Source organism: Bariatricus sp. SGI.154, assembly GCF_050313795.1.
Classification (GTDB): Bacteria; Bacillota; Clostridia; order Lachnospirales; family Lachnospiraceae; genus CAMBRQ01.
In genome coordinates this window covers 1-25636 of the sequence record NZ_JBNPMC010000013.1, presented here as the reverse complement: position 1 = coordinate 25636, position 25636 = coordinate 1, and the positions used below count along the sequence as shown (strand labels likewise).

The 25636-nt window shown below is 43.3% G+C and carries 25 protein-coding genes; 1 reads left to right on the top strand and 24 read right to left on the bottom strand.

Going from position 1 to position 25636, the window contains the following annotated elements; translation table 11 throughout:
- Positions 1-3 precede the first annotated feature (3 nt).
- Genes ACQRBN_RS07855 through ACQRBN_RS07835 form a run of 5 tightly spaced genes read right to left on the bottom strand, consistent with a single transcriptional unit; the run spans position 4 to position 4416 of the window.
- Positions 4-759 carry an RNA-binding protein gene (locus tag ACQRBN_RS07855; protein WP_427738446.1) on the bottom strand — a complete coding sequence of 252 codons (756 nt, stop codon included), beginning with the start codon at positions 757-759 and terminating at the stop codon, positions 4-6.
- A gap of 3 nt (positions 760-762) precedes the next feature.
- The gene (locus ACQRBN_RS07850) at positions 763-1311 is read right to left on the bottom strand and encodes a cell division protein SepF (protein ID WP_427738445.1); all 549 of its coding nucleotides are present in this window, start codon (positions 1309-1311) and stop codon (positions 763-765) included.
- 24 nt (positions 1312-1335) lie between these two features.
- Positions 1336-2031 (bottom strand): YggS family pyridoxal phosphate-dependent enzyme, encoded by a 696-nt coding sequence (locus ACQRBN_RS07845; protein WP_427738444.1) that lies wholly within the window; start codon positions 2029-2031, stop codon positions 1336-1338.
- A gap of 15 nt (positions 2032-2046) precedes the next feature.
- Positions 2047-3423: an HlyD family efflux transporter periplasmic adaptor subunit gene (locus ACQRBN_RS07840; RefSeq protein WP_427738443.1), complete on the bottom strand. Its 1377-nt coding sequence runs from the start codon at positions 3421-3423 to the stop codon at positions 2047-2049.
- 30 nt (positions 3424-3453) lie between these two features.
- On the bottom strand, positions 3454-4416 hold the full coding sequence (locus ACQRBN_RS07835) for a TIGR01212 family radical SAM protein (protein ID WP_427738441.1): 963 nt from the start codon (positions 4414-4416) through the stop codon (positions 3454-3456).
- A gap of 83 nt (positions 4417-4499) precedes the next feature.
- Here ACQRBN_RS07835 and ACQRBN_RS07830 point away from each other — a divergent pair, with 83 nt between their 5' ends.
- Positions 4500-4700 carry a DUF378 domain-containing protein gene (locus tag ACQRBN_RS07830; protein WP_427738440.1) on the top strand — a complete coding sequence of 67 codons (201 nt, stop codon included), beginning with the start codon at positions 4500-4502 and terminating at the stop codon, positions 4698-4700.
- 76 nt (positions 4701-4776) lie between these two features.
- Here the strand turns inward: ACQRBN_RS07830 and ACQRBN_RS07825 are convergent, their stop codons facing one another.
- From ACQRBN_RS07825 to mutS, 19 genes are all read right to left on the bottom strand, one after another.
- Positions 4777-5754 (bottom strand): D-alanyl-D-alanine carboxypeptidase family protein, encoded by a 978-nt coding sequence (locus ACQRBN_RS07825; RefSeq protein ID WP_427738439.1) that lies wholly within the window; start codon positions 5752-5754, stop codon positions 4777-4779.
- Complete coding sequence (mgsA, locus tag ACQRBN_RS07820; protein WP_427738438.1) at positions 5738-6133, bottom strand: methylglyoxal synthase; 396 nt, start codon at positions 6131-6133, stop codon at positions 5738-5740. Before mgsA ends, ACQRBN_RS07825 begins: the two co-directional genes overlap by 17 nt.
- 12 nt (positions 6134-6145) lie before the next feature.
- A complete protein-coding gene (locus tag ACQRBN_RS07815; protein WP_427738437.1) occupies positions 6146-7270 on the bottom strand; it encodes an FtsW/RodA/SpoVE family cell cycle protein in 1125 nt (374 codons plus the stop codon).
- Entirely contained in the window at positions 7267-7479 is a 213-nt protein-coding gene (locus tag ACQRBN_RS07810) for a cell division topological specificity factor MinE (protein WP_427738436.1), read from the bottom strand. Before ACQRBN_RS07810 ends, ACQRBN_RS07815 begins: the two co-directional genes overlap by 4 nt.
- Before the next feature lie 11 nt (positions 7480-7490).
- Positions 7491-8282, bottom strand: coding sequence for a septum site-determining protein MinD (minD, locus tag ACQRBN_RS07805; protein ID WP_427738435.1), 792 nt, complete (start codon positions 8280-8282; stop codon positions 7491-7493).
- Positions 8264-8854 carry a septum site-determining protein MinC gene (locus tag ACQRBN_RS07800; protein ID WP_427738434.1) on the bottom strand — a complete coding sequence of 197 codons (591 nt, stop codon included), beginning with the start codon at positions 8852-8854 and terminating at the stop codon, positions 8264-8266. The genes minD and ACQRBN_RS07800 overlap by 19 nt, the downstream gene beginning before the upstream one ends.
- A gap of 17 nt (positions 8855-8871) precedes the next feature.
- Complete coding sequence (locus ACQRBN_RS07795) at positions 8872-11814, bottom strand: penicillin-binding transpeptidase domain-containing protein (RefSeq protein ID WP_427738433.1); 2943 nt, start codon at positions 11812-11814, stop codon at positions 8872-8874.
- Positions 11807-12325 (bottom strand): rod shape-determining protein MreD, encoded by a 519-nt coding sequence (gene mreD / locus ACQRBN_RS07790; RefSeq protein ID WP_427738432.1) that lies wholly within the window; start codon positions 12323-12325, stop codon positions 11807-11809. Before mreD ends, ACQRBN_RS07795 begins: the two co-directional genes overlap by 8 nt.
- 3 nt (positions 12326-12328) lie before the next feature.
- Complete coding sequence (gene mreC / locus ACQRBN_RS07785; protein ID WP_427738431.1) at positions 12329-13219, bottom strand: rod shape-determining protein MreC; 891 nt, start codon at positions 13217-13219, stop codon at positions 12329-12331.
- 1 nt (position 13220) lies between these two features.
- On the bottom strand, positions 13221-14243 hold the full coding sequence (locus ACQRBN_RS07780; protein ID WP_427738430.1) for a rod shape-determining protein: 1023 nt from the start codon (positions 14241-14243) through the stop codon (positions 13221-13223).
- Between the two features lie 15 nt (positions 14244-14258).
- Positions 14259-14951, bottom strand: a complete 693-nt coding sequence (radC, locus tag ACQRBN_RS07775; protein WP_427738429.1) for a RadC family protein — start codon at positions 14949-14951, stop codon at positions 14259-14261.
- An 80-nt stretch (positions 14952-15031) separates the two neighbouring features.
- Positions 15032-15292 (bottom strand): DUF4321 domain-containing protein, encoded by a 261-nt coding sequence (locus ACQRBN_RS07770; protein ID WP_427738428.1) that lies wholly within the window; start codon positions 15290-15292, stop codon positions 15032-15034.
- A 94-nt stretch (positions 15293-15386) separates the two neighbouring features.
- Positions 15387-17033: an NAD(P)/FAD-dependent oxidoreductase gene (locus ACQRBN_RS07765; protein WP_427738427.1), complete on the bottom strand. Its 1647-nt coding sequence runs from the start codon at positions 17031-17033 to the stop codon at positions 15387-15389.
- A gap of 38 nt (positions 17034-17071) precedes the next feature.
- Complete coding sequence (locus ACQRBN_RS07760) at positions 17072-18310, bottom strand: NAD(P)/FAD-dependent oxidoreductase (protein ID WP_427738426.1); 1239 nt, start codon at positions 18308-18310, stop codon at positions 17072-17074.
- A 37-nt stretch (positions 18311-18347) separates the two neighbouring features.
- Complete coding sequence (locus tag ACQRBN_RS07755) at positions 18348-19634, bottom strand: aminotransferase class I/II-fold pyridoxal phosphate-dependent enzyme (protein ID WP_427738425.1); 1287 nt, start codon at positions 19632-19634, stop codon at positions 18348-18350.
- A 19-nt stretch (positions 19635-19653) separates the two neighbouring features.
- Positions 19654-19947 carry a hypothetical protein gene (locus tag ACQRBN_RS07750; protein WP_427738424.1) on the bottom strand — a complete coding sequence of 98 codons (294 nt, stop codon included), beginning with the start codon at positions 19945-19947 and terminating at the stop codon, positions 19654-19656.
- Positions 19941-20882, bottom strand: coding sequence for a tRNA (adenosine(37)-N6)-dimethylallyltransferase MiaA (gene miaA, locus ACQRBN_RS07745; RefSeq protein WP_427738423.1), 942 nt, complete (start codon positions 20880-20882; stop codon positions 19941-19943). The genes ACQRBN_RS07750 and miaA overlap by 7 nt, the downstream gene beginning before the upstream one ends.
- Positions 20883-20884: 2 nt before the next feature.
- Positions 20885-22891, bottom strand: coding sequence for a DNA mismatch repair endonuclease MutL (mutL, locus tag ACQRBN_RS07740; protein ID WP_427738422.1), 2007 nt, complete (start codon positions 22889-22891; stop codon positions 20885-20887).
- A gap of 3 nt (positions 22892-22894) precedes the next feature.
- Positions 22895-25543 (bottom strand): DNA mismatch repair protein MutS, encoded by a 2649-nt coding sequence (gene mutS, locus ACQRBN_RS07735; RefSeq protein ID WP_427738421.1) that lies wholly within the window; start codon positions 25541-25543, stop codon positions 22895-22897.
- Between the last annotated feature and the right edge of the window lie 93 nt (positions 25544-25636).

Below are 25636 nucleotides of genomic sequence, written 5' to 3'. Positions count from 1 at the left end.
CCTTTATATATATTTACGGATCATTACCATATATCGTCCTTTTTTCGTCTCTGACAGTATGCCTGTGTAAGAAATCCTGCCCATCTTACGAACGGAAATCATATCTCCTTCTTTTAAACGGTATCCATTGCTGGTAATCAGTTTTCCATTCACGAATACTCTTCCGCCTTCGATGTACGCTGTCAGTTTGCTCCGTGACAAAGGATAAGCAAGGGACAGTACGGTATCCAAACGGATTGATGCAACAGTACCCTTAACCTCCTCATATCTTGGCTCATAAGTAACGTCAAACTCTGATACAGCGTGTGCCTGTACGGTTGTATGACGTATTCGAGTAAGATTTTCTATTATATAATCAGCCAATTCCTCTTTAGCAAAAAGCAGTGCTTTTCCTTCATCTATAATGATATCTCCCAATTTGCACCGCTCTATTCCAAGATTCATAACAGCGCCCAGATAATCACGGTGAGTCAATTCTTCAGAGAATTTGCGATTCACCGGAGAGATCTCGATCATCTGAATGGGATATTGATAGTCATAATAAAGAGCATCAGGTAGAAAAGCAACCATCTGACGCTCTGATAAGTCATACCCGCCATATGTCTCATGCTTAGAGAGAAACATATTCTTTGGAGTAGTATGCAGTATATTCAATTCATTCAGATTCAGGAAATCAGAGAACGTAACAATCCCGCGCGTATATGCGATTCTGGATAATTCAACCAGTCGTTTTTGTAACAGTGTCTCTTCTTTATTCATAACTTAGAACCTGGAACGCATAGAGGATGCGTCAAATGATGTATTCAGGAGATCCTGCAAATCACCGGAGATATCAACATTCGTTGGGGTTACCAAGAATATGTAGTTGGATATCTTCTGCAGATTACCACTGATTGCGTAGGTCGCACCTGAAGTAAAGTCAATAATGCGCTGTGCAATTTCAAGATCCAGACCTTCCAGATTCAGAATCACAGTACGTCCACTCAATAAAGTCTCTGTGATCTCACGTGCATCGTCAACGGAATTCGGCTTAATTACACAGACCTCCATGCTGACATTATTCCTTCTGGCAGGCTGACGCATCGGAGTTACCTTATTGTTATTAGCAGAACGTGAAGACTTCGATCTTGCAGGAAGTTCATAATCATCTTCATCATCGTAAGCCTCTTCCTTGTCTTTGCGGAATAGATTCCTCTTCGGCTTTGGTTCATAATCTTCTTCGTAATCATCATCATCGAAGAAATCATCATCCTCGTAATCGTCATCATCACTTAGTTTCATAATATCTAAAAACTTATCTAATACTCCCATGTTAAATAATTCTCCTATCTTCCGTTATACTTGAGCATAATCACGCGCACCAAAAATTCCGGTTCCCACCCGGACCATTGTTGCGCCTTCTTCTATGGCAACCTGATAGTCGTTGGTCATACCCATAGATAAAATACTCATAGTAATATTATCAACGTTTTTCTTTGCAATGTCAACAGATAATTTGCGTAAACGTGCGAAAATCGGGCGGTTTTCTTCCGGATCATCTACAAATGGAGCAATTGTCATGAGTCCTTTTACATGAATATGAGAAAATTCTGCAATTTGGGTAATAAATTCATCAAGTTCTTCCGGCATTAATCCAAACTTGCTCTCCTCTTTTGCTACATTCACTTCAATGAGAATGTTGGCAGTAATATTATGTTTGGCTGCTTCTTTCTCAATCGTCTCAGCCAGACGTATGGAATCAACTGAGTGGATCAGATCAACTTTATCAATAATATACTTCACTTTATTACGCTGGAGATGTCCGATCATATGCCAGTGGATATCCTTCGGCATAACTTCATGCTTATCTGCCAGTTCCTGAACTTTATTTTCTCCAAATATGCGAACCCCCAGATCATATGCTTCATTTAACATCTCTACAGGCTTGGTCTTGCTGACTGCAATTAGTGTAACATCTTCCCGGTCTCTTCCGGAACGCTGGCAGGCAGCCTGAATCTCATTTTCGACGAATGTAAGGTTTTCTTTTAACATGATTATCACTCCTTCTTAAAATACGACATCATTTTCACGGACATCTTCTCCATATAGCGCAATATGGTCATAGTTAGAAAGTCCGTATGTATTCCCTGATTCCACGATATAATAATCATCGCTTTCACATAGGATGTTTACTTGTTTGAATACTGCATAGCCCTTGTTAATATTGTATACGCCTTCTATACTTTCTGTCTTATTCAGACGGCATGTGTCGGATGAATCTGGTTTTACCAGGACAGTATCTTTATCAAAAGCATTGGCATCCAGATACACCTTACCGGCTTCTTCATCACGGTCGTAGATCTCTACACTTTGAAATTCCGGATTATCCTTTCCGGTATCTACCAGTACACCGTCTTCCTTACTGTTGCCGCCCTGAGTAAGATAATCTTCCGAGATCAGATAGAATTCTTTATTCACGACGGAAGACTTTGGTATCTTCAGACCAGACTGATCTTCCAGAATCAGTTCAAGATCCAGATAACGTTCTTCTGCATAACGGATCATGGAACTGTCAAAAGACAGGATACCGATCTTAGCATCTTTTTTATTTTTTATGGAAAAACCTGCCTGCGCTGTCTCGTTATCTTTGGAGAAACGCACCTTCACAGAAGTTGTATCTTTCAGTTGCGTGGCAGTATCGTCATCCAGCAGAATCGCGATAGACCATGAATTTGCCCGGATTAATTTGTACACGGGATCGCCTGCCTTTATCTTGGCATTATTTCCAAGGCTAATCTTCTCATAGTCTTTTTTGGCAATCATATCCTCTGTCACATCATCTGCCGTTGTGGTCTCGTACCCGTCCGTAGCATAGATAATAATTCCATCTGATGCGGCAGAGTGGATCTGAAGACCTCCACCCTCCTGAACTGCCATGGCATCTAACTGAGCCTGGCGGCTTTGGTTGGATTTGCTCTCCAGCACAGTTGTGATATTATTCTTCAGCGTATAGACATCGCTAAACTGCTGATCTTTAAAATTCTCCGTAAAAGACTGAGTCTTGATCAACAGTGCCGCCTGTTCCTCAGAAGATAATTCTTGCGATTCTTCCGTAGTGGAATCTTCGAATTCCAATTTTTTATCGGATATGGAATATACTCTCGTCTTGGCGCCTACTTTGCTGCCCTCCAGGGCAAAATAATTAACATAACCACCTGTATCGGATTGTACCACCATCTCATCTCTAAGAATAATTCCGGTATATGCGTTGTCCTTTAGAATGGAACCTTCGCGTACTTCGTAAGCAGATACATGATTACCGGTCAGGTACATAAGAACTGTCACGATCAGATAGATGAATACCACTCCGAAGATAATGATTCCAATATTAATATTCCATTTTTTACGATAAACCTGTATATTCGTCAATTTGTTATCAGCCAATAATATAGCCTCCTGTTGTTAATAGTCTGATTAGTTATCTGCTTGAGAATCCAAAGACTGAAGCGCTGCACCATTCAGGTAATGGAATCTTCGTCCCTGATAACTTCCGTGTTCTTCCATGAGTTCCAGAAGTTCATCCCGCAGTTTCCACCAACTCATTCCCCAGTTGCAGAATACAGCATCTTTCTCAGGAATGCGGCTGAATAGGCGCTCTACAGCAATTACAGGATTCAGATGTTCCAGGAATGCTGCCAGTCTTTTTAGATATTCCTCTTTTGAGCATAACGTTATTGTACCATTTTCAAAGTCATCGCACAACTGTGTGTTTTTCGCAATATAAAGAGAATGTGCTTTGACAATCTGAACCCTTAGTGCAGATAGAATCTTCGCTGTCTCAATAGCATCTGTCAGATCATCTCCCGGAAGATTCAGTATTACGTGTGCACATAGGTCGAATCCATAAGGCTGTATCATGAGAACTGCGTCTATGAACTCTGCCAGTGTATGCCCCCGTCGTATATTCATTAAAGTATGACAATTACTGGTCTGAAGGCCAAGTTCAATGGTAATTGCAATTCCGTACCGGTTGGAGATTCGCTTAAGGATTTCCAGATATTCAAAGGTGATACAATCTGGCCGTGTAGATACTGCAATCTCTACAATATCAGAAACTTGCGCGGCTTCTTCCATATAAACGGCGAATCGATCAGGCGCAAGATATGTATTGGTATAATTTTGAAAATATGCAATAAACTTATGCGCATGATAGCGGCGTTCAATATGCTCTTTTGTCTTTTCTAACTGTTCATGGACGGAAGTCTGGCAGTCCATGGCTTCAAAACCGGTGCCGCTTGGGGAACAAAAAGTGCAGCCAGTTCCTGATTTACGATTCGGACAGCTTACCGGAAGATTGACCGGCAGTTTGTATACTTTCTCGCCATACTTATTTTTCAAATATTCAGAATACGGATAATATGGCATTTTTTCTTTCATCTGATAAAATCTTCCTTTCAGAATGTATAATTATATGTGTATCTGCCATACTAAGGGTAGCATGACAAAAGGAGGACATTAATATGAAATGGTTTGATAATACCGCTTTGACAATCGTAATTATAGGAGCAATCAACTGGCTCTTAGTCGGAATATTCCGTTTCGATCTTGTTGCGTTTCTATTCGGTAATCTCTCCTGGCTTTCCCGCATTATATATACCCTTGTTGGCTTATGCGGTCTGTATCTTATTAGTCTGTATGGAAGAATTGCCAGCAATTCATAATCTGTAACAAAAGGAACCGAATGTTCCAGGTTACAAGCAAGAGGGGTATCCCATGTGAGATGCCCCTCTAACTATATTATTCATTTGTTGGTATTCCATTAATCAGTGCGGTCATATCCTGATATAATAAGGCTTTGGTGTCTGCACCCATTACAATCGAAATATAGGGATTATCATTAGCATCCTTTTCAAGAAGAATCAGACAATTTCCCGCAAGGCTGGTAGTACCTGTCTTACCTCCAATAATGGTTGCATTCTCAGGAAGCGCAGCCTCCCCTGTAGCATAGAAATTCGTCGGCTCCCAAGTATCCTGGCGAACGGTGCCGTCTGCCGCAGTAATGTCTGCAGTATAAGAATCAGCCTGAATCATTTGTATAAACTCGTCATATTTGATGCATTCATTAAAGATAAGATAAAGATCATATGCTGTTGTATAATGATTATTGTTATGAAGCCCATTGGAATTCACAAAATGTGTATTCGTAGCCATCAGATTCTGAGCCTCATCATTCATCATCTGTACAAAATTCTCTACGCTCCCGCCGACGTGCTCTGCAATTGCAACCGCATTATCATTCCCGGATTGCAGAAGCAGCCCATATAGCAGATCCAAAAGCGTCATCTGATCTCCGACATGAATCCCGCAAGTCGATTCATCCGCTGCAAAAGTATTAACATCTGCTGCTGAAGATACAGTGACAATATCAGACAGATCAGCATTCTTGATAGCAACCAATGCTGTCATGATCTTCGTGGTGCTTGCCGGATACAGACGTTCATGGACACGATATGCAAAATCCGTCTTTTTATTATTTACATCGAATAAGGCTGCTGCATGAAGCCCTGTTGTCTCAGGAGCACCTTCAAGTGCAATATCTGCAGAGGCCACACAAAGATCGCTGGCAAATAATTCTGCTTCATATAAACTTGTATTATAATTCTTTGTCTCGTAAGTCACAGCAACTTCTTCTTGTTTTTTCCCACATCCTGAGGTCAGAATGGTGATCGCAAACAATAGAATTGCCAGTTTGCTTAATCTACCGATACATTTCACGCCAATCAAGATCCCCTCTGTCAATTGCTAATATAATCAATTCCGCTGTTGCAAGGTTCGATGCCATTGGAATATTGTACATATCACAAAGGCGGATAACATCGTTGACATCTGGTTCGTGCGGTTTCGGATTATTCGGCTCTCTTAAAAAGATGAGGGCATCAATATCATTCTGTGCAATCTGTGCGCCCAACTGCTGCTTGCCGCCTAATGGTCCTGCAAGATATTTGTGGACATTCAGATTCGTAACCTCCTCAATCAGTCGGCCGGTCGTACCAGTCGCATATAGATTATGCTTGCTTAAGATTCCTCTATATGCAATACAGAAATTCTGCATCAAAGTCTTTTTTGAATCATGTGCTATCAGTCCTATGTTCATCGTCTTCACTCCTTACTGATATTTTTTCGGCTGTAGCCCGACATTTAATACAAGACCAATTCCTATATACAGACTCACTAATGAAGTCAGTCCATAACTTACAAACGGGAGGGGCACTCCGGTATTCGGAAGTATCTGCGTGGCAACCCCGATATTAATGAAACTCTGGACCCCAATCAGTCCGCCTACCCCGCAGCAAATAATCCTCCCAGCCATGTCTTGCGATCGTATTCCTATCAAAATACATTGTATCACAATTAATAATAATAAAGCAATAACTATACAACTTCCTACAAAACCAAGTTCTTCACCAACAATTGCAAAGATAAAGTCCGTCTGAGGCTCTAAGATAAAATTACCATTCTTTACGGAGGTCGTTGTATTATTATTAAGTCCTTTTCCAGTCAGCTGACCGGAGCCAATTGCCATAACCGAGTTCTTCTGTTGATAAGCCTCATCACTGGCATATTTCTCTGGCTCTAAGAATGCCAGAATACGCTTCTGCTGATAATCTTTGAGAATTACCTGGTTTGGCTGCACAACAATACTTAAGAAGATAATTGCTACCGGAACCAGGATGATCAATACTGTTCCGATAAATTTATAACTTAATCCGCCTACGTAGATCATAAGACAGATAACGAGCGTTGTACATATGGTCGTTGACAGATTAGGTTCTATTACAATCAATACCAGCGGAATACCTGATAAAATAGCATACTTGAGCAGAGTCACTTTATCGTTAAGATCTTCTTCATGCTCCATGATGAATTTGGCAAAAAATATAATTAATAGGATCTTGGCAAGTTCTGAAGGCTGAAAAGTCGTAAATCCCAGATTGATCCATCTCTTCGCACCATTAACAGACTCGCCGAATGGGATAACAGCTCCCAGAATCGCGATTGCAAAGACATAGATCAGCCAGTAAAAGTTCGTGATCCAGATATAATCAATCAAAGATACAATCACCATTACAATGAATCCGATGACTACGCCCAATATCTGTTTTGGCTGATAGATTGCTTTGGCACTGCCGACAACAAATACCCCCAGTATAGAGATTGCCAAAACGGCAATTACCAGGCTGAATTTATAATCTTTTAAATGGTACAATTTTGTAAATCTAGGTAATCTCACGTTTCTTCTCCTGCAAATGTAATTACTACTTGTGTCCGGTTAATATCCACCTGAAAATCTTCTTCTGTAAGTTCCATATATTTGGAAAGTGCTTCATATAGTTCCCTGCATATGTTATCATAAGCATCCGGCGTACAACTGACACGGTCTGAGATGACCAGTGCCCGAAGCCGGTTCTTGGCAATTGAGACTGAAGATTTTCTTAGCATTACACATCCTCCTAATCTTTTTTGAAGAGATGTGTCAACTTAGAAAGAAGCCCGGTACTGCTGTCAAGTTCCATGAATGGGACATCTATGCCCATAATACGCTTACAGATATTCATATATGCCGTACCTGCCTTAGAATCGAGTCCTACTACAGGTTCACCCTGGTTGGTACCGATGACTACCTGCTCATCATCCGGCAGTGCTCCGATCAAAGGCACAGCAAGTATCTCGGTTACATCGTCCACGGACATCATATCGCCACGTTTCACCATATCCATGCGGATACGGTTGATGATCAAGTCGATTTTTCTTAACTGGTTGCTTTCAAGAAGACCAATGATCCTGTCAGCATCTCGGATTGCCGATACTTCTGGAGTAGTGACAATAATTGCACGGTCAGCACCCGCAATTGCGTTCTGGAATCCCTGTTCGATTCCCGCCGGACAATCCAGAAGTATGTAATCGAATTCTTCTTTTAATTCGGATGTGAGTTTCTTCATCTGTCCGGGAGAGATTGCCGTCTTATCCTTCGTCTGTGCAGACGGAAGCAGGTAGAGATTCTCATAACGCTTATCCCGGATCAGCGCCTGTTTCAAACGGCAGGTACCTTCTATCACATCTACCAGGTTATAGACGATCAAATTCTCAAGACCCATAACCACATCAAGATTACGAAGACCGAGATCTGTATCAATCACAACTACTTTTTTGTCGAATTTGGATAATCCTGCTCCTATATTTGCCGTTGTCGTTGTCTTGCCGACACCGCCTTTTCCTGATGTAATTACAATAACTTCGCCCATGAATAACTTCCTCCTATAACTGGTTTGACTTCAATATCTCCGATACGAAGCCTCTTAGGCTCCATATGGTTTGCTGCTATGACGGCATCATAATTGCCGGATACTCCTGCAATGGCAGTTCCGTAGATGGTGCCGGTCACTACGATATTGCCCTTCGATACGATGGTGGCACCCTCTTCGATATCTCCAACAACTACAATGCTTGTCTCAGATTCCAGAATCTGTCTTCCTCTTAGCGTACCTTTATAGAACTGGCCGTCTCTTTCATGAATGGCTTCCAGGCTTTCGTCCAGCATTCGTTTGTGGATCTGTTCTGTATAAGTATTCTTCTCAATGATGCATAAGATCTGTATCTTGGCTGCATCCTGAATGACTTCTGTCATCAGCTGCTCTTCTTCTTTTGTGAAAGCACGGCCTTCGAATTCCACTGCCATCTCAGCATGATTGAAAAAATGTGCCGAAGACTGAAACTTCTTTTTTACTTCCATCACCAGTTCCTCATAGGGCATGTCCGGATCAAAGTAAATAGTAATGCCGTATCTGTTACTCTTAATGAGTACCGCATCTTTCACACATGCTCATCCCTTCCTTAATCTCCTCCTGTCGCTCCTACACTTATCTTGGCTGCTGTTCCGGTGAGAATCTCCTCTGCCGGGGTTATCTGATAATAGTACTCCATGACATCATTCCCTATCTCAGCGGCATAGGTAGAACTGTATCCGTTAGCAATACGGATCGCAAATGCCACCTCGGGACTATCACTTGGCGCGAAGCCAACAAAGAGTCCGTGGTCCGGATGAGTTTCGCTCTGTTGTGCTGTACCTGTCTTTCCAGACAGTTTTACATCGCTTGCAATTAGTTTTGCAAATATATCACTATGGGCAACGGTTACTACATTTCTCATACCAGTATGAACTGCTGTCCAGGAAGAATCTGCAACATCCGTGATGGTGTTGATAACTTCCGGTTCATATTTTTTGATTGTTTCACCGTCCACAGAAGTGACTTTGTCAAGCAAGGTCAGACTATAGACAGTTCCCTTGTTGGCAACTGCCGTAATATATCTTGCCAGCTGGCTGGTGGTATAGTTGTTATTACCCTGTCCAATTGCAGACGTTACGGAGGTCTCATTGGAGATCTGAGGCTCAGATTCAGAGATCTCTAATCCCGAAGTCTGCCCAAGTCCGAATGCTTCCGCATATTTCTTCAGGGTATCCGTTCCCAGTTCACTGGAGAAATTAACACTCGTCTCAGTTTCATTCGTGCCGTCTTCCGTATCCTGTATCGTCTCAGTATTCTCAAGACTCAGACGATATCCCACTTCATAGAAGAAACTGTTACAGGAATTCTGAATTGCACCAGATACATCCAGACTCCCATGTGCATTCGGATAGATCCAGCATCTTGGATTCGGTGTTACCTTCTTATAGACACCGTGACACGGAAGATAAGTTCCCGTATCAATCACACCTTCCGTCAGACCGGCGATAGCCACCAGTGGCTTATATGTGGAACCTGGGGCTGTCTTCTCCTGCGTAGCATTATTATAGAACGGTCTTGCCTGATCGGTTACCAGTTTATTATAGTAATTAGAGTCCATCGCATTGGCAAGCCGGTTATTATCAAAGCCAGGGTAAGATACACAGGCAAGAACTTCACCTGTATTCGTATCTGTCATGACCAGAGAACCTGTACAAGGCTCAAGGGCAAGCTGTCCCGGTGTTAACTCCAGGGTTTCAATCTTGCCGCGAACGAAATCATAAGCATTCACACTTCCGGAATTCAATCCGTTATACTGACCTTCATCATAGTCCAGAATCTCCTGTTCATACAGGATCATGCATACCTGGCGTCCGGTAACCGCGCCTGATCGGATCAGGTACCGATAGATCAGTTTGTCAAAACTATTATCAGAACTGATATAGTCAAGAATATAGGCAGTCAATCCCTGATAAAGTTCGCTGGAATCGGAATATTCTCCGCCGGATGACATATATTCTTTTAAAAGAGAAGTATTGATCCAGTTCTTAGAGATTGCATAGTTCAGATAAGTGTTGACATTAATCGTCTCATCATCTTTCCATGCCTTGTAGGTCTCATCACTGGTATCAATGGCATCCGACATAAGGATTCCGGTTTTGCTGGTCAGAAGTTCGGTAACAATATATGTCAGATATGCCTGGAATTCTTTTGGCTGATCCTTATAAGCAGCTGCACCTGAATCCTGAAGAATATCCGAGATCTGCTGCAATACCTCTTCTTTTCGGGAAGTAAATATTGCATTCACTTCCTTTTCTGCAATACCGGCATCTTCCTCGCCAAAATGATTCATGTCCAGAATATCATTATTAATAAATGTATTATAAACATCTCCAATTGGAATAATAACGTCGCTTCCGTCTTCTACTTGCGTACGATCATAGTCCAGTGCATTTTGAATCTTCGCCAGCAGAATACCTGCCAGTTCTTGCTCAATAATGTGATAAGCCGCAACCTGAAGATCATAGTCCAGAGAAAGATATACATCATTACCTGCTTGTGGATCTTTCCCTTTGACTGTTTCAATTACTTTTCCGACACTATTCACGTATAGCTTAACTTCGCCTTTTTCACCTTGAAGTTGGGAATCCAGAGTCTGTTCAAGACCGGATTTGCCCACAGTATCTGTCTTAGAATAAGTCTTCTGCTCTTCTTTGCTCAGTTTATCATACTCATCCTGAGAGATCTGTCCGGTATAGCCGATCAGATTCGCGAAACAATAACTGTCTGCATAGCGCCTTAAGGATTCTTCTTCAACATTCACTCCCGGAAGGCTGTCCAGATTCTCCATAACATCCGCAACCGTCTCATCGCTGACATCCTCTGCAATCGTAGTTGCGATGTATTTCTGGAAGTTATTTAATGAAAGAGCATAGCGGATGTTCACCAGTTTCAGGACTTCTTCTTTTTCCAGCTTCTTCTGGTCAATGCCATAACCATTCAATTTATCGGTACACAGATAGTCAATGATATCTGCAGCCGTCGCGCTTTGCTGTTTTTTGCTCAGTTGGTCGATCGTCTTCTTGCCATACACATCAGCAATAAATCTTAACTTCTGTGTATCATTCTCTGCAATAAACACATAATTATTGTTATTATCCAGAATAATTCCGAAATTATTGATTACTGTATCACCGTTGGATTCTACCATATCAATCACTGTTGAGATTACTTTGTTCATCTCTTTGTTCTTTTCGCTGACAGAATCGTAATCACTGTTATCTTCTATAGTGACAGAATAAGCCAGTTCATTATATGCGATCAGTTTCCCGTTACGGTCATAGATATTCCCACGGGTACCTTCGACCTCTTTGGTCTTCTGAATCTGTAACTTATAGTCATCAAAATACTCCTGCCCTTTTACGATCTGCAAGTAGAATACCCGCTGGACTAAAATGGCAGACATAACGCAAAATACGATGATTACAACAAATATTCGGGATTGTACGATTTCTAATATGCCGGATTTGATCCGTTCCCATAAACTATACAAATTTGCTTGCACTCCTTTGTTCTTCTGCTTCGAGTCTCTTATTAATGTATAATATCATCTGATATAGTGCCAGTGTAACCAGAATGGTGTAAACCAGTTCCGGCATAATAATGTGTATCAAATAATCTATAAAAGCAAAGTCCCCTTGCAGCATATACATACATGCGTATGTAACCAGCCCATACAGGAACTCGCTTGCTCCAATCAGTGCAATCGGAAGTTTAATATCATCATCATAGAACAAACGTCTGAAAAAGCCATTCACATATCCGATCACTGCATATAAAAGCATATTAAAACCCAAAGCACTGCCCCAGAAAAGATCTGCAAACAGACCAGAAACAAAGCCTACGAATAAGCCTTCTTTCTTGCCTCTCATAAAGCCGAATGAAGAAGTTACAATAATCAGCAGATTCGGCTTGATTGCAGCAAATGACAGATAGTGGAATATGGAACTTTGCAGCAGAAAACAGACAATAATAATCAAAAAGGTTATCAGTTTTCTCTTCATATTCTATTCGCCTCCGTTATCGTCCTGGCTCTTATCATCCTTTGCATCCAACATCTCCTGCTTGGTTGTAGTAATCACCAGTACTTCCTGTAACTTACTGAAGTCAACCGCAGGGGTAATATAGCCGGAGCGGGTAAGATTATTCGAATCAACCTCTACATCACTTACATACCCGATAAATAATCCCTGAAGGAACCGGCTGCTGACATGAGAAGTTACCACCTGCTCTCCCACCTCAATCTCATTATCATTGTTGGCGAGTTTTTCAAAACGGATCCTTCCATCAGCCATTAATTCCAGATCTCCTCTGACCACACAGGTGTCAGAAGTGGATAACATCATAGCACTGATATTGCTGGCATCATCTATGATAGAACGAACTCGGGCATAATTGGGTCCAACTTCGGTTACGATCCCAGCCAAACCGCTTCCGGCAAGTACATTGGAATCCACCTTGACTCCATCTTCGCTGCCCTTGTCAATGGTAAAGTCATTAAACCAGTTGCTGCCATTGTTGGCAATAACATGGGCGCCAATCTTCTCATAATCCGAATAATTCTCGTCTAATTTTAATACCTCACGCAGACGTTCCAATTCATATTGTTCCTGACGCAGGCGGGTATTATCGATTGTAAGTTCATCTACTCTGGACTGTAGTTTTTCATTTTCCTTCTTCATCTCTTCCAGAGTATCAAAATTGTCAGATATATCACTCATGAAGCGTCCTACATAACTGATTCCCTTCTGCATTGGTATCACTGTATAATTGGCAATGAACCGCAATGGACCACCGCCATCTGTGAAACGCTCAATGCCCAGCAGTATCACACAAATCACTGCCAGAATGATCAACCAGTATTTACTTGAAAGAGAAGATTGATTCTTAGTCTTCATATTATCTCATCCACCTATAATTTTCATCTAACATTGAATAAGCAAGTTTTCTCAGATCTTTTGACTGAATGATTTTTTTCAATCCTGATACGGCGCAGATATCAGGTTCTAAAGCGGTTCTGGTCGTAATTCCAACCATCTCCTCAACATAAGTCTCCAATCCTGCAGTATTTGCAACGCCTCCTGTCAGGAAGATACCATTCTCATGAATGGCTTTGCGTACCTCAGGCGGTGTGCGGTCAAGCAAAGAATTGATGGCGCGGACACATTCCAGAAGCGGGTCCTTCATAGCTGCTCTTACAAGGCTGATGGAGATTGCCTTGCGCATCGGAACACCTGTGATAAGGTCTCGTCCTGCAACCGTAAGCATGGATTCCGCATCACTGGTAAAGATTCCAAAACTTTTACGCAGGACTTCTGCCGTATGGATGCCAATCAGGAAGTCGTGACTATGACGAACCAGATTGACTACGGACTGATCGAAAGTAGAACCACCAATCTTCAGGAGCCGGTTCATGACCATACCGCCTCCGGCGATCACGGATAACTCAGTTGTATCACCGCCGAAATTGACGATGAACACGCCCTTGGTGTTCTTTACATCCAGATTCAGTCCTACAGCATCTGCAATGGAGCGTTCTACGATATTAACCTCTTTTGCCTTCGCCGTAGAATGGATCACCAGGTCAAAGAATGCTTTCTTTTGAACCTCGGTAACATCTGTCGGTACGGCAATCACGTATTCAGAGCCTCTGGCAAACTGCCGTCCTTTTTTCAGCAGATTCTGTAATAAGAACTGCATATTGTTAAAATGTGCGATTACTCCCTCTTTCATAGGGAATACGACTTCTATATTGGAAGGTGCCTTTTCATACATCTCATAGGCATCGTCTCCCACTGCAAAGATCTCTCTTACGTCCTTTAACGCAATGACATCTTTTTCTTTCCAAATTGTATCTTTCTTCTTGTCATAGACCTTGATCTCATAAGATCCAAGATCCAGTCCGTATACATTCCTTGCCATCTGATATGATCCTTTCTAAAGCATACCCTCCTCCCGGAAACTTATATAACAATTATTGCCAATGATGATATGATCTAACAGTTCGATTCCAATTAATGCGCCTGCATCAAGGATTCTCTTGGTTATCAGCATATCTTCACGGCTGGGAGTCGGATCTCCGCTTGGGTGGTTATGCATAATTACAATGGACACAGCATTCTTTTGTAATGCTTCTATAAAAAGTTCTCTTGGCGTAATGATGGAAGCGTTGACCGTCCCTTTCGAGATATTGGTCTCGCCAATCAGTCTCGCTCTTGTATTCAACATTAAGAGTTTCATCATCTCCTGCTTCTCATGCCGCAGGTCTTCCATATAATATCTGGCAACCGTTTCCGGATTCTCAAAGCATAATGTATCCTGATAGGAGGCTTTGGCAAGTCTCTTGGCAAGTTCTGATATACAGGATAACTGAATTGCTTTGACTTTCCCAATGCCTTTGATACTCTTAAGCCTCTCGATACTGAATTGGTGTATCCCCAGTATTCCGGTCTCTCCTGCATAATACAGGATTTTTCTTGCCAGCGAGAGCGCATTCTCTCCATGAGTGCCAGTACGTAATAACACCGCCAGCAGTTCCTCATCACTTAGGCTGCCGGCACCTTTTTGCTCACATTTCTCATATGGGCGTTCCATCTCAGGTATTTCTTTCATGGTATTTGACTGATTCATTTTATCTTTGGATTCGTACGACACCTACAGGAGTTGCCGATGGCAGTTCCCTTCGGATGCATGGCAACTCATATCAGAACTTATAAGAAGCGATAAATAATAATAGCAAGAATCACGCCAATAATACTTGCGATGGTTATCTTAATCGAAAGACCAAATGTGATCACCAGAATTCCAAAATTCAGGACCACTGGTTCCTCCAGCCCAAAAGCCTGTCCATAAGACAGCCAGTTAAGGGCGGGAACACCTTCTGCCAGCATTCCGATAAACCCACCAAGTACAATGCCTGTTAAGACAAACAGAAATAAAGCCCAGGCGTTTTTGCTTCCTGTTCCCTTCATATGTACTCCTCCTCGTTTTTTCTCTATCTGAAAAACTCAATACATTTTATCATATTTTGAAATCAGTGTATAGACTTATCCCATTAAAAATTTCTTAAGCCTTTGTGCCTTTGTCGAAAATGCGGTATTTTTTGGCGATTGATTCCGCCACTTTCAGACCGTCAATTGCGGCTGAAGTAATACCTCCTGCATACCCTGCCCCCTCCCCGCAAGGGTAAAGTCCACGAAGACTGCTCTGCATCGTCTCATCTCGTGGTATCCGGACCGGGGATGACGTCCTGCTTTCTACTCCTGATACGATTGCATCCGGACGGGAATATCCAGGCAATTTATAATCAAAGGCTTTGATTCCCTCTTCTAAGGATGCTGCCAGTTCTTCCGGGAAAATCTGACGTACATTGCCGAAGCAATAGGCGCCTTTCATCTGTGGCTCTACACCCTTTGCCCCTATAGATGGACGATTCTTGCAAAAGTCTTCGAATAACTGTGCAGGTATGCGTCCGCCGCCTGCCTGGTAAGCCGCTTCTTCTAATCTTCTCTGGAACTCCATGCCGGCAAGCGCTCCTGTGCTGCCATAGTCATCCGGTGTTACGGTTACGATAACAGCGCTGTTCGCATTTGCTCCGCCCCGGTCATGATAACTCATGCCGTTGACTGCCAGTCTTCCGGATTCTGAGGAAGCATTCACCACGTAGCCGCCCGGACACATGCAGAAGGTATATACGCCTCTTCCATTCGAAAGATTCGTTGTCAGTTTATAGGCAGCCGGAGGCAGACCTTTAGAATTATCGGTTCCATATTGATTATCATTGATCATGTGCTGCGGATGTTCCATACGAACGCCTACGGCAAATGATTTGGCTTCCATAGGAATCCCTTTGTCTAAGAGCATGGAAAAGGTATCTCTGGCACTGTGGCCGATAGCGAGAACCGCAAGGTCGGTCTCAAGAATTTCTTCCATCTTCGTGACCGAATCGCAGATTCTTAATCCCACAAGGCTTGGCTCTTCTTGGTCATGATCCATAAGAACTTCAGTTACCTGTGAATGGAATCTTACTTCTCCGCCATTGGCAATGATGCATTCCCGCATATGTTTTACAACTTTGGCAAGAATATCCGTTCCAATGTGCGGCTTATTCTGATAGAGAATCTCCTTTGGCGCGCCGTGTTCTACGAAGATTTCCAAGACTCTGGTGTTACGCCCATAAGTATCATGTACTAAAGTGTTCAGTTTCCCATCAGAAAAAGTACCGGCACCGCCCTCGCCGAATTGTACATTGGAATTCGGATTCAGAATGCCGTCAGTCCAGAACTTTTCTACATCCTGCATTCGCTCTTCCACAGAGGCACCGCGTTCTAGGAGAATTGGACGGTATCCCAGAAGTGCCAGCTGATAACCACAGAAAAGCCCTGCAGGTCCTGTTCCTATGACAACCGGGCGATACTTAAGCGGCTGTGTGCCACTTACCTGTATCTTATAAGGGACAGGCTCTTTCTGAATCTGAATATTGCTGTTCTTTAACGACCTCAGGCGCTTTTGAAAGGCGGGTTCATTCTTCAATATGACATCTACTGCATAGACATAGAACAGTGTTGGCTTTTTCCGTGCGTCTATGGATTGTTTTTTAATAATATAAGAAAGGAGCGCATCCTCTTTGATGCGAAGAGTCTTCAAAATCTTCGCTTTCAGATCCGCTTCGGTATGATGAATGTCCAGTTTGAGTTGATTGATTCTTATCATATCATTCTCCTTTGATGCATATAGTCAGGATGTCCGTACTATCTTCCGGAAGGCTTTCCTGCAGCGTCTCGTCCGGCAAGATATCCGGTTGCCCATGCCCATTGCAAATTGTAGCCGCCACAGATTCCATCCACATCTAAGAGTTCCCCTACAATATATAAGCCATTCACATATCGTGACTCTAATGTAAGAGGGTTCACTTCTTCCGTACGGATGCCTCCTGCGCAGACTTGCGCATTCTCGAATCCATTCGTATCCTCAATAGGCAGGATCATTCTCTTACATAGATAGGAAAAATGCTGCCATTTTCTGCGCGTTACTTCTCCCACCCTCGTATTCATACGAATCTGCGCCTGCTCCAATAGCCGCGGAATTAATTTCTGATGAAAGACACCGGTAAGAAAGTCACCGGTCGTCATATCTTCTCTTCCGCTGATGCGTTCTATAAGCAGTGAGAGCAACTCTTCTTCGGTGCGTTCGGGAACGAAGTCTATCATTACAGACATCTTTTGTTTCTTATATAATCCCATTGCAATATATCTGCTAATCTGAAATACAGGTATCCCTGAGATTCCATAGGCAGTAATCTGCACTTCCCCGAGATCTTCCGCAAGCGGTGTATCGCCCTGTAACGCAACGACTCTGGCATCCACACGGACTCCGGCTGCTTTGGCGAAAGGAGACTTGTGCACCTTCAACTGTACCAGGGCAGGAACGACCGGAAGCATCGTATGCCCCATGGATTTGGCAAGCCCGTAACCGCTTCCGTCAGATCCCAAATTATGGGAGGCTTTGCCGCCACATGCCAGGATCACTTTATCGGCACGGAAAGTCTGTTCCTGTGTTCGGATACGGAACCCTTTTGCGGTCTGTGACAATTCTAAAGTCTGATTCCCGGTGTATATCTGAATTCCAAGCCGGAGGAGCTCCAATCGAAGGAGTTCCAGCACTGTAGATGCCTGGTCAGAACGTGGATAGACATAATCCCCGCGAAATTTTACCAGAAGTCCCAGCGATTCGAAGAACTTCAAAGTATCTTCATACCCGAATTCTTCAAGGATCCCAGCAACAAAATCCATATTCTCACTGCGGTAGCAGGCTGCTTCCATCTTTCTATTTGTCAGGTTGCACCGTCCATTTCCTGTTGCAAGAATCTTTTTGCCAATATTCTCTTTCTGTTCCAGAATAAATACCTGAGCATTGCAATCCGTTCTTGCCGCTTCGATTGCAGCCACAAGACCAGATGCTCCTCCGCCGATAATTCCGATTCTTTTCATAGTGACTCCTTCTGATATTCTTGCTGTTTGATGGTTACTACAAGTTCACGATGCCATCACGTACAAGATATTCCAAAGACATCAGGATTCCCAATTTTGCATGAGGCCATGTGAGTCCTCCCTGGAAATAGACTGCATATGGTGGCTTGATCGGTCCGTCTGCACTCAGTTCAATCGAAGATCCTTGAACGAAAGCCCCTGCAGCCATGATGACATCGCTATCATATCCCGGCATCGGCCATGGTTCCGGCGTTACGTAGGAATCTACTGGGGCAGCCGCCTGAATTCCTTTACAGAATGCAATCACCCCTTCTGGGATTCCGAATTCCACGGCTTGAATGATATCATGACGGCTTTCGGTACTGTTCGGGATTACGAAATAGCCTAGTTTCTCATAGATATTGGCAGCGAAGATCGCGCCTTTTAGTGCTCCTGCGACAACGGTTGGCGCAAGGAACAAGCCTTGATAGAAAGACCGCATTACTCCAAGGGATGCGCCTACTTCTTTTCCAAGTCCTGGAGAAGTCAGTCGGTAACCGCAATTATCGATCAGATCCTGGCGTCCAGCGATATAGCCTCCAATTGGAGCAAGTCCGCCGCCCGGATTCTTGATCAGGGAACCAACAACCATATCAGCGCCTACATCGCTTGGTTCGATGGTTTCAACGAATTCTCCATAACAGTTGTCCACCATGCAGATAATATTCGGGTTCATCTCTTTTACAAAGGCAATTAACTCCCCGATCTGCTGTACGGAAAAACTCGGACGCGTCTGATAGCCTTTGGAACGTTGGATGGTTACCAATTTGGTCTTCTTATTAATCGCCTTTTTAATATTCTCATAATCGAAAGTCCCATCTTCCAGCAGATCTACCTGAGAGTAGGTTACTCCGTACTCTGCAAGCGATCCGTTAGACGGTCGGATTCCAATGACTTCCTCTAAAGTGTCGTACGGCTTGCCCGCAGGAGATAGTAATTCATCTCCAGGTCTTAAGTTCGCACTCAAGGCAATGGCAAGTGCATGGGTTCCGCAGGCAATCTGTGGACGTACAAGGGCGCTCTCTGTATGGAAGATGTCTGCATAGACTTGTTCCAGTTTATCGCGCCCCAGATCATCATAGCCATAACCGCTGGCATAGTTAAAACACGCTTCACTGACCCGGTTCTTCTGCATGGCATGTATGACTTTCAACTGATTATATTCTGCGATCTGATCAATGTAATCAAAACACTCTTTCAGATTGTGCTCAATGGTATGACCGAATTCCAGAACTTCTCTTCGGATTCCGATTTCTTTATATAATGTTTCTTTTGCTTCTAACATATCTTTATCTGGTTCCTTTCTATAATGCTTCTAAAATCTTCGTTCTGACTTCAGCGCATCTGGCATCGAATTCCGGGTTCAGTGAACGTATCTCTAATATCACTTCTGATGCTTCCCGGTACCTCTGCATATCATAAAGGAGAGAGGCACGGTTCAGTTCGAAAAGCGCTTCCTCTCCTGTAGTCTTGATTAATGGCTTTAATTCTACAAGTTCTTTGTAAGTCGCTGGTGCATTATGTGAACAAGAATATATTTCCATTAATGTATTCATTTTCTTTAAAAATTTAGACCCACCTAATAATCTTCTTAACATAGTACTCCCTTCGTACGTCTTATCATCTCGTACAGTATCTTCTCTTCATCATAATTGTAATCATTTTTCTGAATCCAGGTTACCTGTCTCTCCCTCTTAAACCAGGTAATCTGTCGTTTGGCGAAATGTCTGGTATCACGCTTCAACGTGTAGATAGCCTCTTCAAGACTGCATGCGCCATCTAAGTAGGATAGAATCTCCTTATATCCCAATCCCTGCATGGACACCATCTCTTTGGTGCAGCCCATCTCCCTAAGTGCTTTCACCTCTTCGATCAATCCCTCTTGCATCATCAGATCCACTCTGTGATCAATGCGTTCATACAAGTTCTTGCGCTCATCATTCAGCACAAAGTATACGAAATTATATGGCGATTCTTTCTGCCGTTCTCTTTCGTTGTGCTCAGAGATTCTCTGTCCGGTCTGATGATAGAATTCAAGCGCCCGGATTACTCGCTTGATATTGTTGGCATGGATATCTTCTGCCGCTTTTGGATCTACTGTTTTCAGCCGCTCATGTAGTTCGCTGCCGCCATGTATTCTGGCATATTCCTCCAGTTCTTCCCGATAGGCAGTATCACCGTCATTTTCTGAGAAGTCGATATCATACAATAACGCCTGGATATAGAATCCCGTACCGCCTACGATAATAGGAATGCTGCCACGAGAATAGATCTCCTCCAGGGCTTTTTTCGCCATCTGCTGAAAACGTACTACATGGAATTCTTCCCATGGCTCCAACTCATCCACCAGGTAATGAGGCACCCCTTCCATCTCCTGTGGGCGGATCTTAGCAGAGCCGATATCCATATGTTTATAGACTTGCATGGAATCGGCTGATATAATCTCCCCGCCGATTGCTTTGGCAAGTCCTATGGAGGCCTTGGTCTTTCCTACAGCAGTAGGTCCTGTAAGCACTACTAATGGTTTCTTCATCTCTATACAATCCTCTTGAATTTCTTTTCCAGTTCCCGCTTGCTCATGGCAATGATGGTTGGTCTGCCATGGGGACAATGATATGGATTCTCCAGCGTCAGAAGTTCTCCGATCAGAGTATCCACTTCTGCAACGGACAATTTCATATTTCCTTTCACAGCGGCTTTACAAGACATAGAAGCCACCTTTTCATCTATCAGGTCCGGCGACAGATTCCGGTTAATCTCATCAGACAGACTGTCCAGCATCTGCAACAGCAAGTCTTTCTTGGCAATGCTGAAGAGATTATCAGGCACCGCTCTCACGGCATAAGATTCCTGCCCGAATTCTTCGAATTCAAACCCGATCCGGGTGAACTGATCTATGTACTGATTCAGCAATTCCGCCTCCTGCATACTTAAATCAAGGATAATCGGTGGACTGATCATCTGGGATGTGAATTCCCTGGTCTTCATGCTCTTTAAGGTTCTCTCATACAGTACGCGTTCATGTGCAGCATGCTGGTCAATGATATACAGATTGTCGTGATATTCTACCAGCCAGTAAGTATCGAAGACCTGACCGATTAACTTGTATTCGCTTCTGGCTTCTTTGGTCAGAAGTTTCTCTTCAAAGAAATCCAACTGTTTAGGGGCCTTTTCTGTGGCTGCCGGAATATCTTCCACGTCTCTTTGGATGTATTTTGGCGTCATAGGGGCATCATCTTGCTTACGGATATTCTTGGCATACTGTACACTTTCACGGATTCTGTCTGCCTGAATCTCTGGTTTGAATATCTTTGTCTGATCGACTACTTCCGCAGATGAACTTCTATCGTGATACGCCTGAACACGTTCTTTCATCTTCGCCATAAAGTAATCGAGATTTCTTACCTGTGACGAATCTGAAGGCTTGCTGTTTTCCAAGGGTGGAACTGTTTTTGCAGCCGGGATGCCCGATGCAGTTGATGGGTTTTCTCTGACAATATCTCCCCTGGAGAGTGTTTTCTTTGGAACGTCAACTTCCACATGGGGAATCAGTTCTTCTGCATGCAGTCCCCGATCGACTGCTGCATATATAGTATTATAGACTTCCTGCTGATTATTAAACCGCAGTTCCATCTTCGTCGGATGAACATTTACGTCAACGTGTTCTCCGTCAATCTGGATATGCAGTACCACAAAAGGATATTTATGCTGCATACTAAAGTCCTTATAACCATCTTCAATCGCTTTCGAGATGATATTACTCTTCACATATCTGCCATTGATAAAATAATTCTCAAAATTTCGGTTTCCTCTTGATATGACCGGTTTTCCTAAGAATCCTGTAATCTTTATCCCTGGCACTTCATAGTCTGCCGCAAGAAGATTCGAAGCAATCTCACGTCCATAGACGTGGTAGATGACATCCTTAAGATTCCCGTTGCCAGAACTGTGCAGTTTTGACTGTCCATTGTTAATGAACTGGAAAGAAATCTCCGGATGGGATAACGCCATTCTCGTCATCAGATCACCTACATGACTCGCTTCTGTCATAGGAGTTTTCAAAAACTTCCGCCTGGCAGGAACATTGTAGAAAAGCTGGCGAATCATGAAGGTTGTGCCGTCACGGGCTCCCGTATCATCCATGTCTTCTTCTTTGCCCCCAGCAATCCGATATCTGGTACCGAAGGTCTGATCCGCCGTCTTGGTAATCACTTCCACCTGCGAAACTGCCGCGATGCTGGATAATGCCTCCCCACGAAATCCAAGCGAACCGATATGTACCAGATCATCCACGGAACGAATCTTGCTGGTAGAATGTCTTAAGAAAGCATTCCGAACATCCTCCCGGTCGATACCGCATCCATTATCTGCAATTCGGATCAGCGAAATTCCGCCTTCCTGAATCTCGACTACGATTGCAGTTGCCTTGGCATCAATTGCGTTCTCCACTAATTCTTTTACCACAGATGCCGGTCGTTCAATCACTTCACCTGCCGCAATCTTGTCAATAGTAACCGGATCTAATACTTGTATCTTACTCATGTTTTACCACCTGTTTTTCAGTTTGTTCTGTAACTGGTACAGTGTATTCAGTGCGTCGATCGGTGTCAGATTGCCAAGATCCAGATTCTTGATCTCTTCTATGACATCGTCATCTTTTACAGTGTCGAACAGGGACATCTGTGCCAGATCAACCTCGTCATAATGCCTGGCCTTTGTTTTGGGCTGCTCATTTCCATGGGCAGCAATATCCTTGATGCGGTCAGTAATGTCCGCATGAATCAGTTCCTCAACAATCTCTTTGGCACGCTGAATGACAGAATCAGGTACTCCGGCAAGCCTTGCCACCTGAATACCATAACTCTTATCAGCGCCTCCTTTGATAATCTTACGAAGGAAGATGATATCATCTCCTTTTTCTTTTACGGCGATGCAATAATTATTAACATTATCGATCTTGCCCTCTAATTCAGTCAATTCATGATAATGTGTTGCAAAAAGTGTCTTTGCCCCAAGTAATTTGCTATTACTGATATGTTCGATTACAGCCCAGGCAATACTGAGCCCGTCAAATGTACTGGTTCCACGTCCAATCTCATCTAGGATCAAGAGACTCTTGTTGGTAGCATTACGCAGAATATTCGCCACTTCTGTCATCTCCACCATGAAAGTACTCTGACCGCTTGCAAGGTCATCTGATGCTCCTACTCTGGTAAATATTCTATCCACCAGTCCGATATCTGCACTGGCCGCAGGAACGAAACATCCAATCTGAGCCATTAAGACAATCAGCGCTGTCTGACGCATATAGGTGGATTTGCCTGCCATATTAGGACCTGTAATAATGGATATCCGGCTCTTCTTATCATTTAAGTATGTATCATTGGAAATGAACATATCGTTCGGAATCATCCTCTCAACGACTGGATGGCGGCCATCCTTGATATTAATCACGCCTTTTTCATTTATCTTCGGTCGGACATACTGGTTGCGCTCTGCTACCAGTGCCATAGATGCAAATGTATCCAGTTTCGCAATTGCCTTGGCTGTATTTTGAATGCGGATTACTTCTCCTGCAATCTTATCACGGACTTCGCTGTATAATTGATATTCTAAGGCAAAGAGTTTGTCCTCTGCGCCAAGAATCGTATCTTCCAGTTCTTTTAACTCCGGAATGATGTAACGCTCTGCATTAGCAAGTGTCTGCTTACGCGTATAATAATCAGGAACCAGGTTCTTGAATGAATTGGTAACCTCCAGGTAATATCCGAACACCTTGTTAAAACGGATTCGAAGGTTCTTGATGCCAGTCTTCTCCCGCTCAGTTTCCTCTAATTTGGCAAGCCATTCCTTGCCGTCTGACTTGGCAGAACGCAGCCAGTCTACCTCCTCATTATAACCGTCCCGGATAATGCCGCCTTCCTTCATGGCAATCGGCGGATCTTCTTTGATGGCATCTTTCACAAGCACGCAGAGATCCTCCAGTGTATCAAGTTCTTCATATAACTCCTGAAGAAGAGGTGACTTCATATCCTGAAGGATATATTTTATATGAGGCAGCATGGCAAGAGAACTCTCGAATGCGATCAGATCTCTTGGATTCGCTGACTGATAGGTGATCTTGCAGACCAGCCGTTCCAGGTCATAGATTGGAGACAGATATTCCCGGATCTCTTCTCTGGAGATAGCATTACGCTTTAATTCATCTACTGCATCCAGCCGGCGTTCGATTTCTCCTCGGTCAATCAATGGCTGTTCAATGTATTTTCTAAGAGTTCTTGCACCCATTGCCGTCTTAGTCTTGTCCAGAACCCAGAGAAGGGAGCCCCTCTTCTGCTTCTCACGAAGTGTCTCGCAAAGTTCCAGATTCCGTCTGGTAGAACTGTCTAAGAGCATGTATTTGCCTGTTGCATATACAGAAAGTTTCGTAATATGGGACAAGTCTCTTTTCTGAGTTTCATTCAGATACTCCAGAAGCGCTCCGGCAGCGATTACTCCACAGTCATAATCCACAAGTCCAAGCCCTTCCATGGTGCTTGCGTGAAAATGATCTTTTAATGTGCGCTGGCAGATTGCATCATCAAAATACCACGCATCCAGAGAATACATGGTAATTCCAAACTTATCCTTCAGAAGATCCATATCCATGCCACTCATATAAAAAGCCTCATTGCATATCAGCTCTGAGGGCATGAATTTGTATATCTCGTCGAATAATTTTTCACTGTCACCTAGTTCAGTGACCAGATACTCTCCTGTTGTTACATCGGCTACGGATAATCCATAGCGGTCAGCGCTATAGACAACACACATAATATAGTTGTTTTTCGTCTCATCTAACGCCTGAGTATCCAGATTCGTTCCCGGGGTGACGATACGAACGACGTCTCTTTTTACCAGTCCTTTGGCAGTTGCCGGATCTTCCATCTGCTCGCAGATTGCTACTTTATAGCCTTTGGAAACCAGACGGTTCAAGTATCCATCTACGGAATGGTAAGGGACTCCGCACATGGGAGCGCGTTCTTCCAGACCACAGCTTTTACCAGTTAGTGTAATCTCAAGTTCCTTGGATGCGGTCAGGGCATCATCAAAGAACATCTCATAAAAATCTCCCAATCTATAGAACAAGATGCAGTCGGGGTATTCCTTTTTGGTCTCCATGTATTGCTGCATCATTGGTGTTAATTCCGCCACGTTGTTTCTCCTCTTTCGTTTATTTTTTACATTTCATTATAGCATTTCTTCTCCAAATAGGAAAGATGGAAATTTCTCATTTATGGGATAATA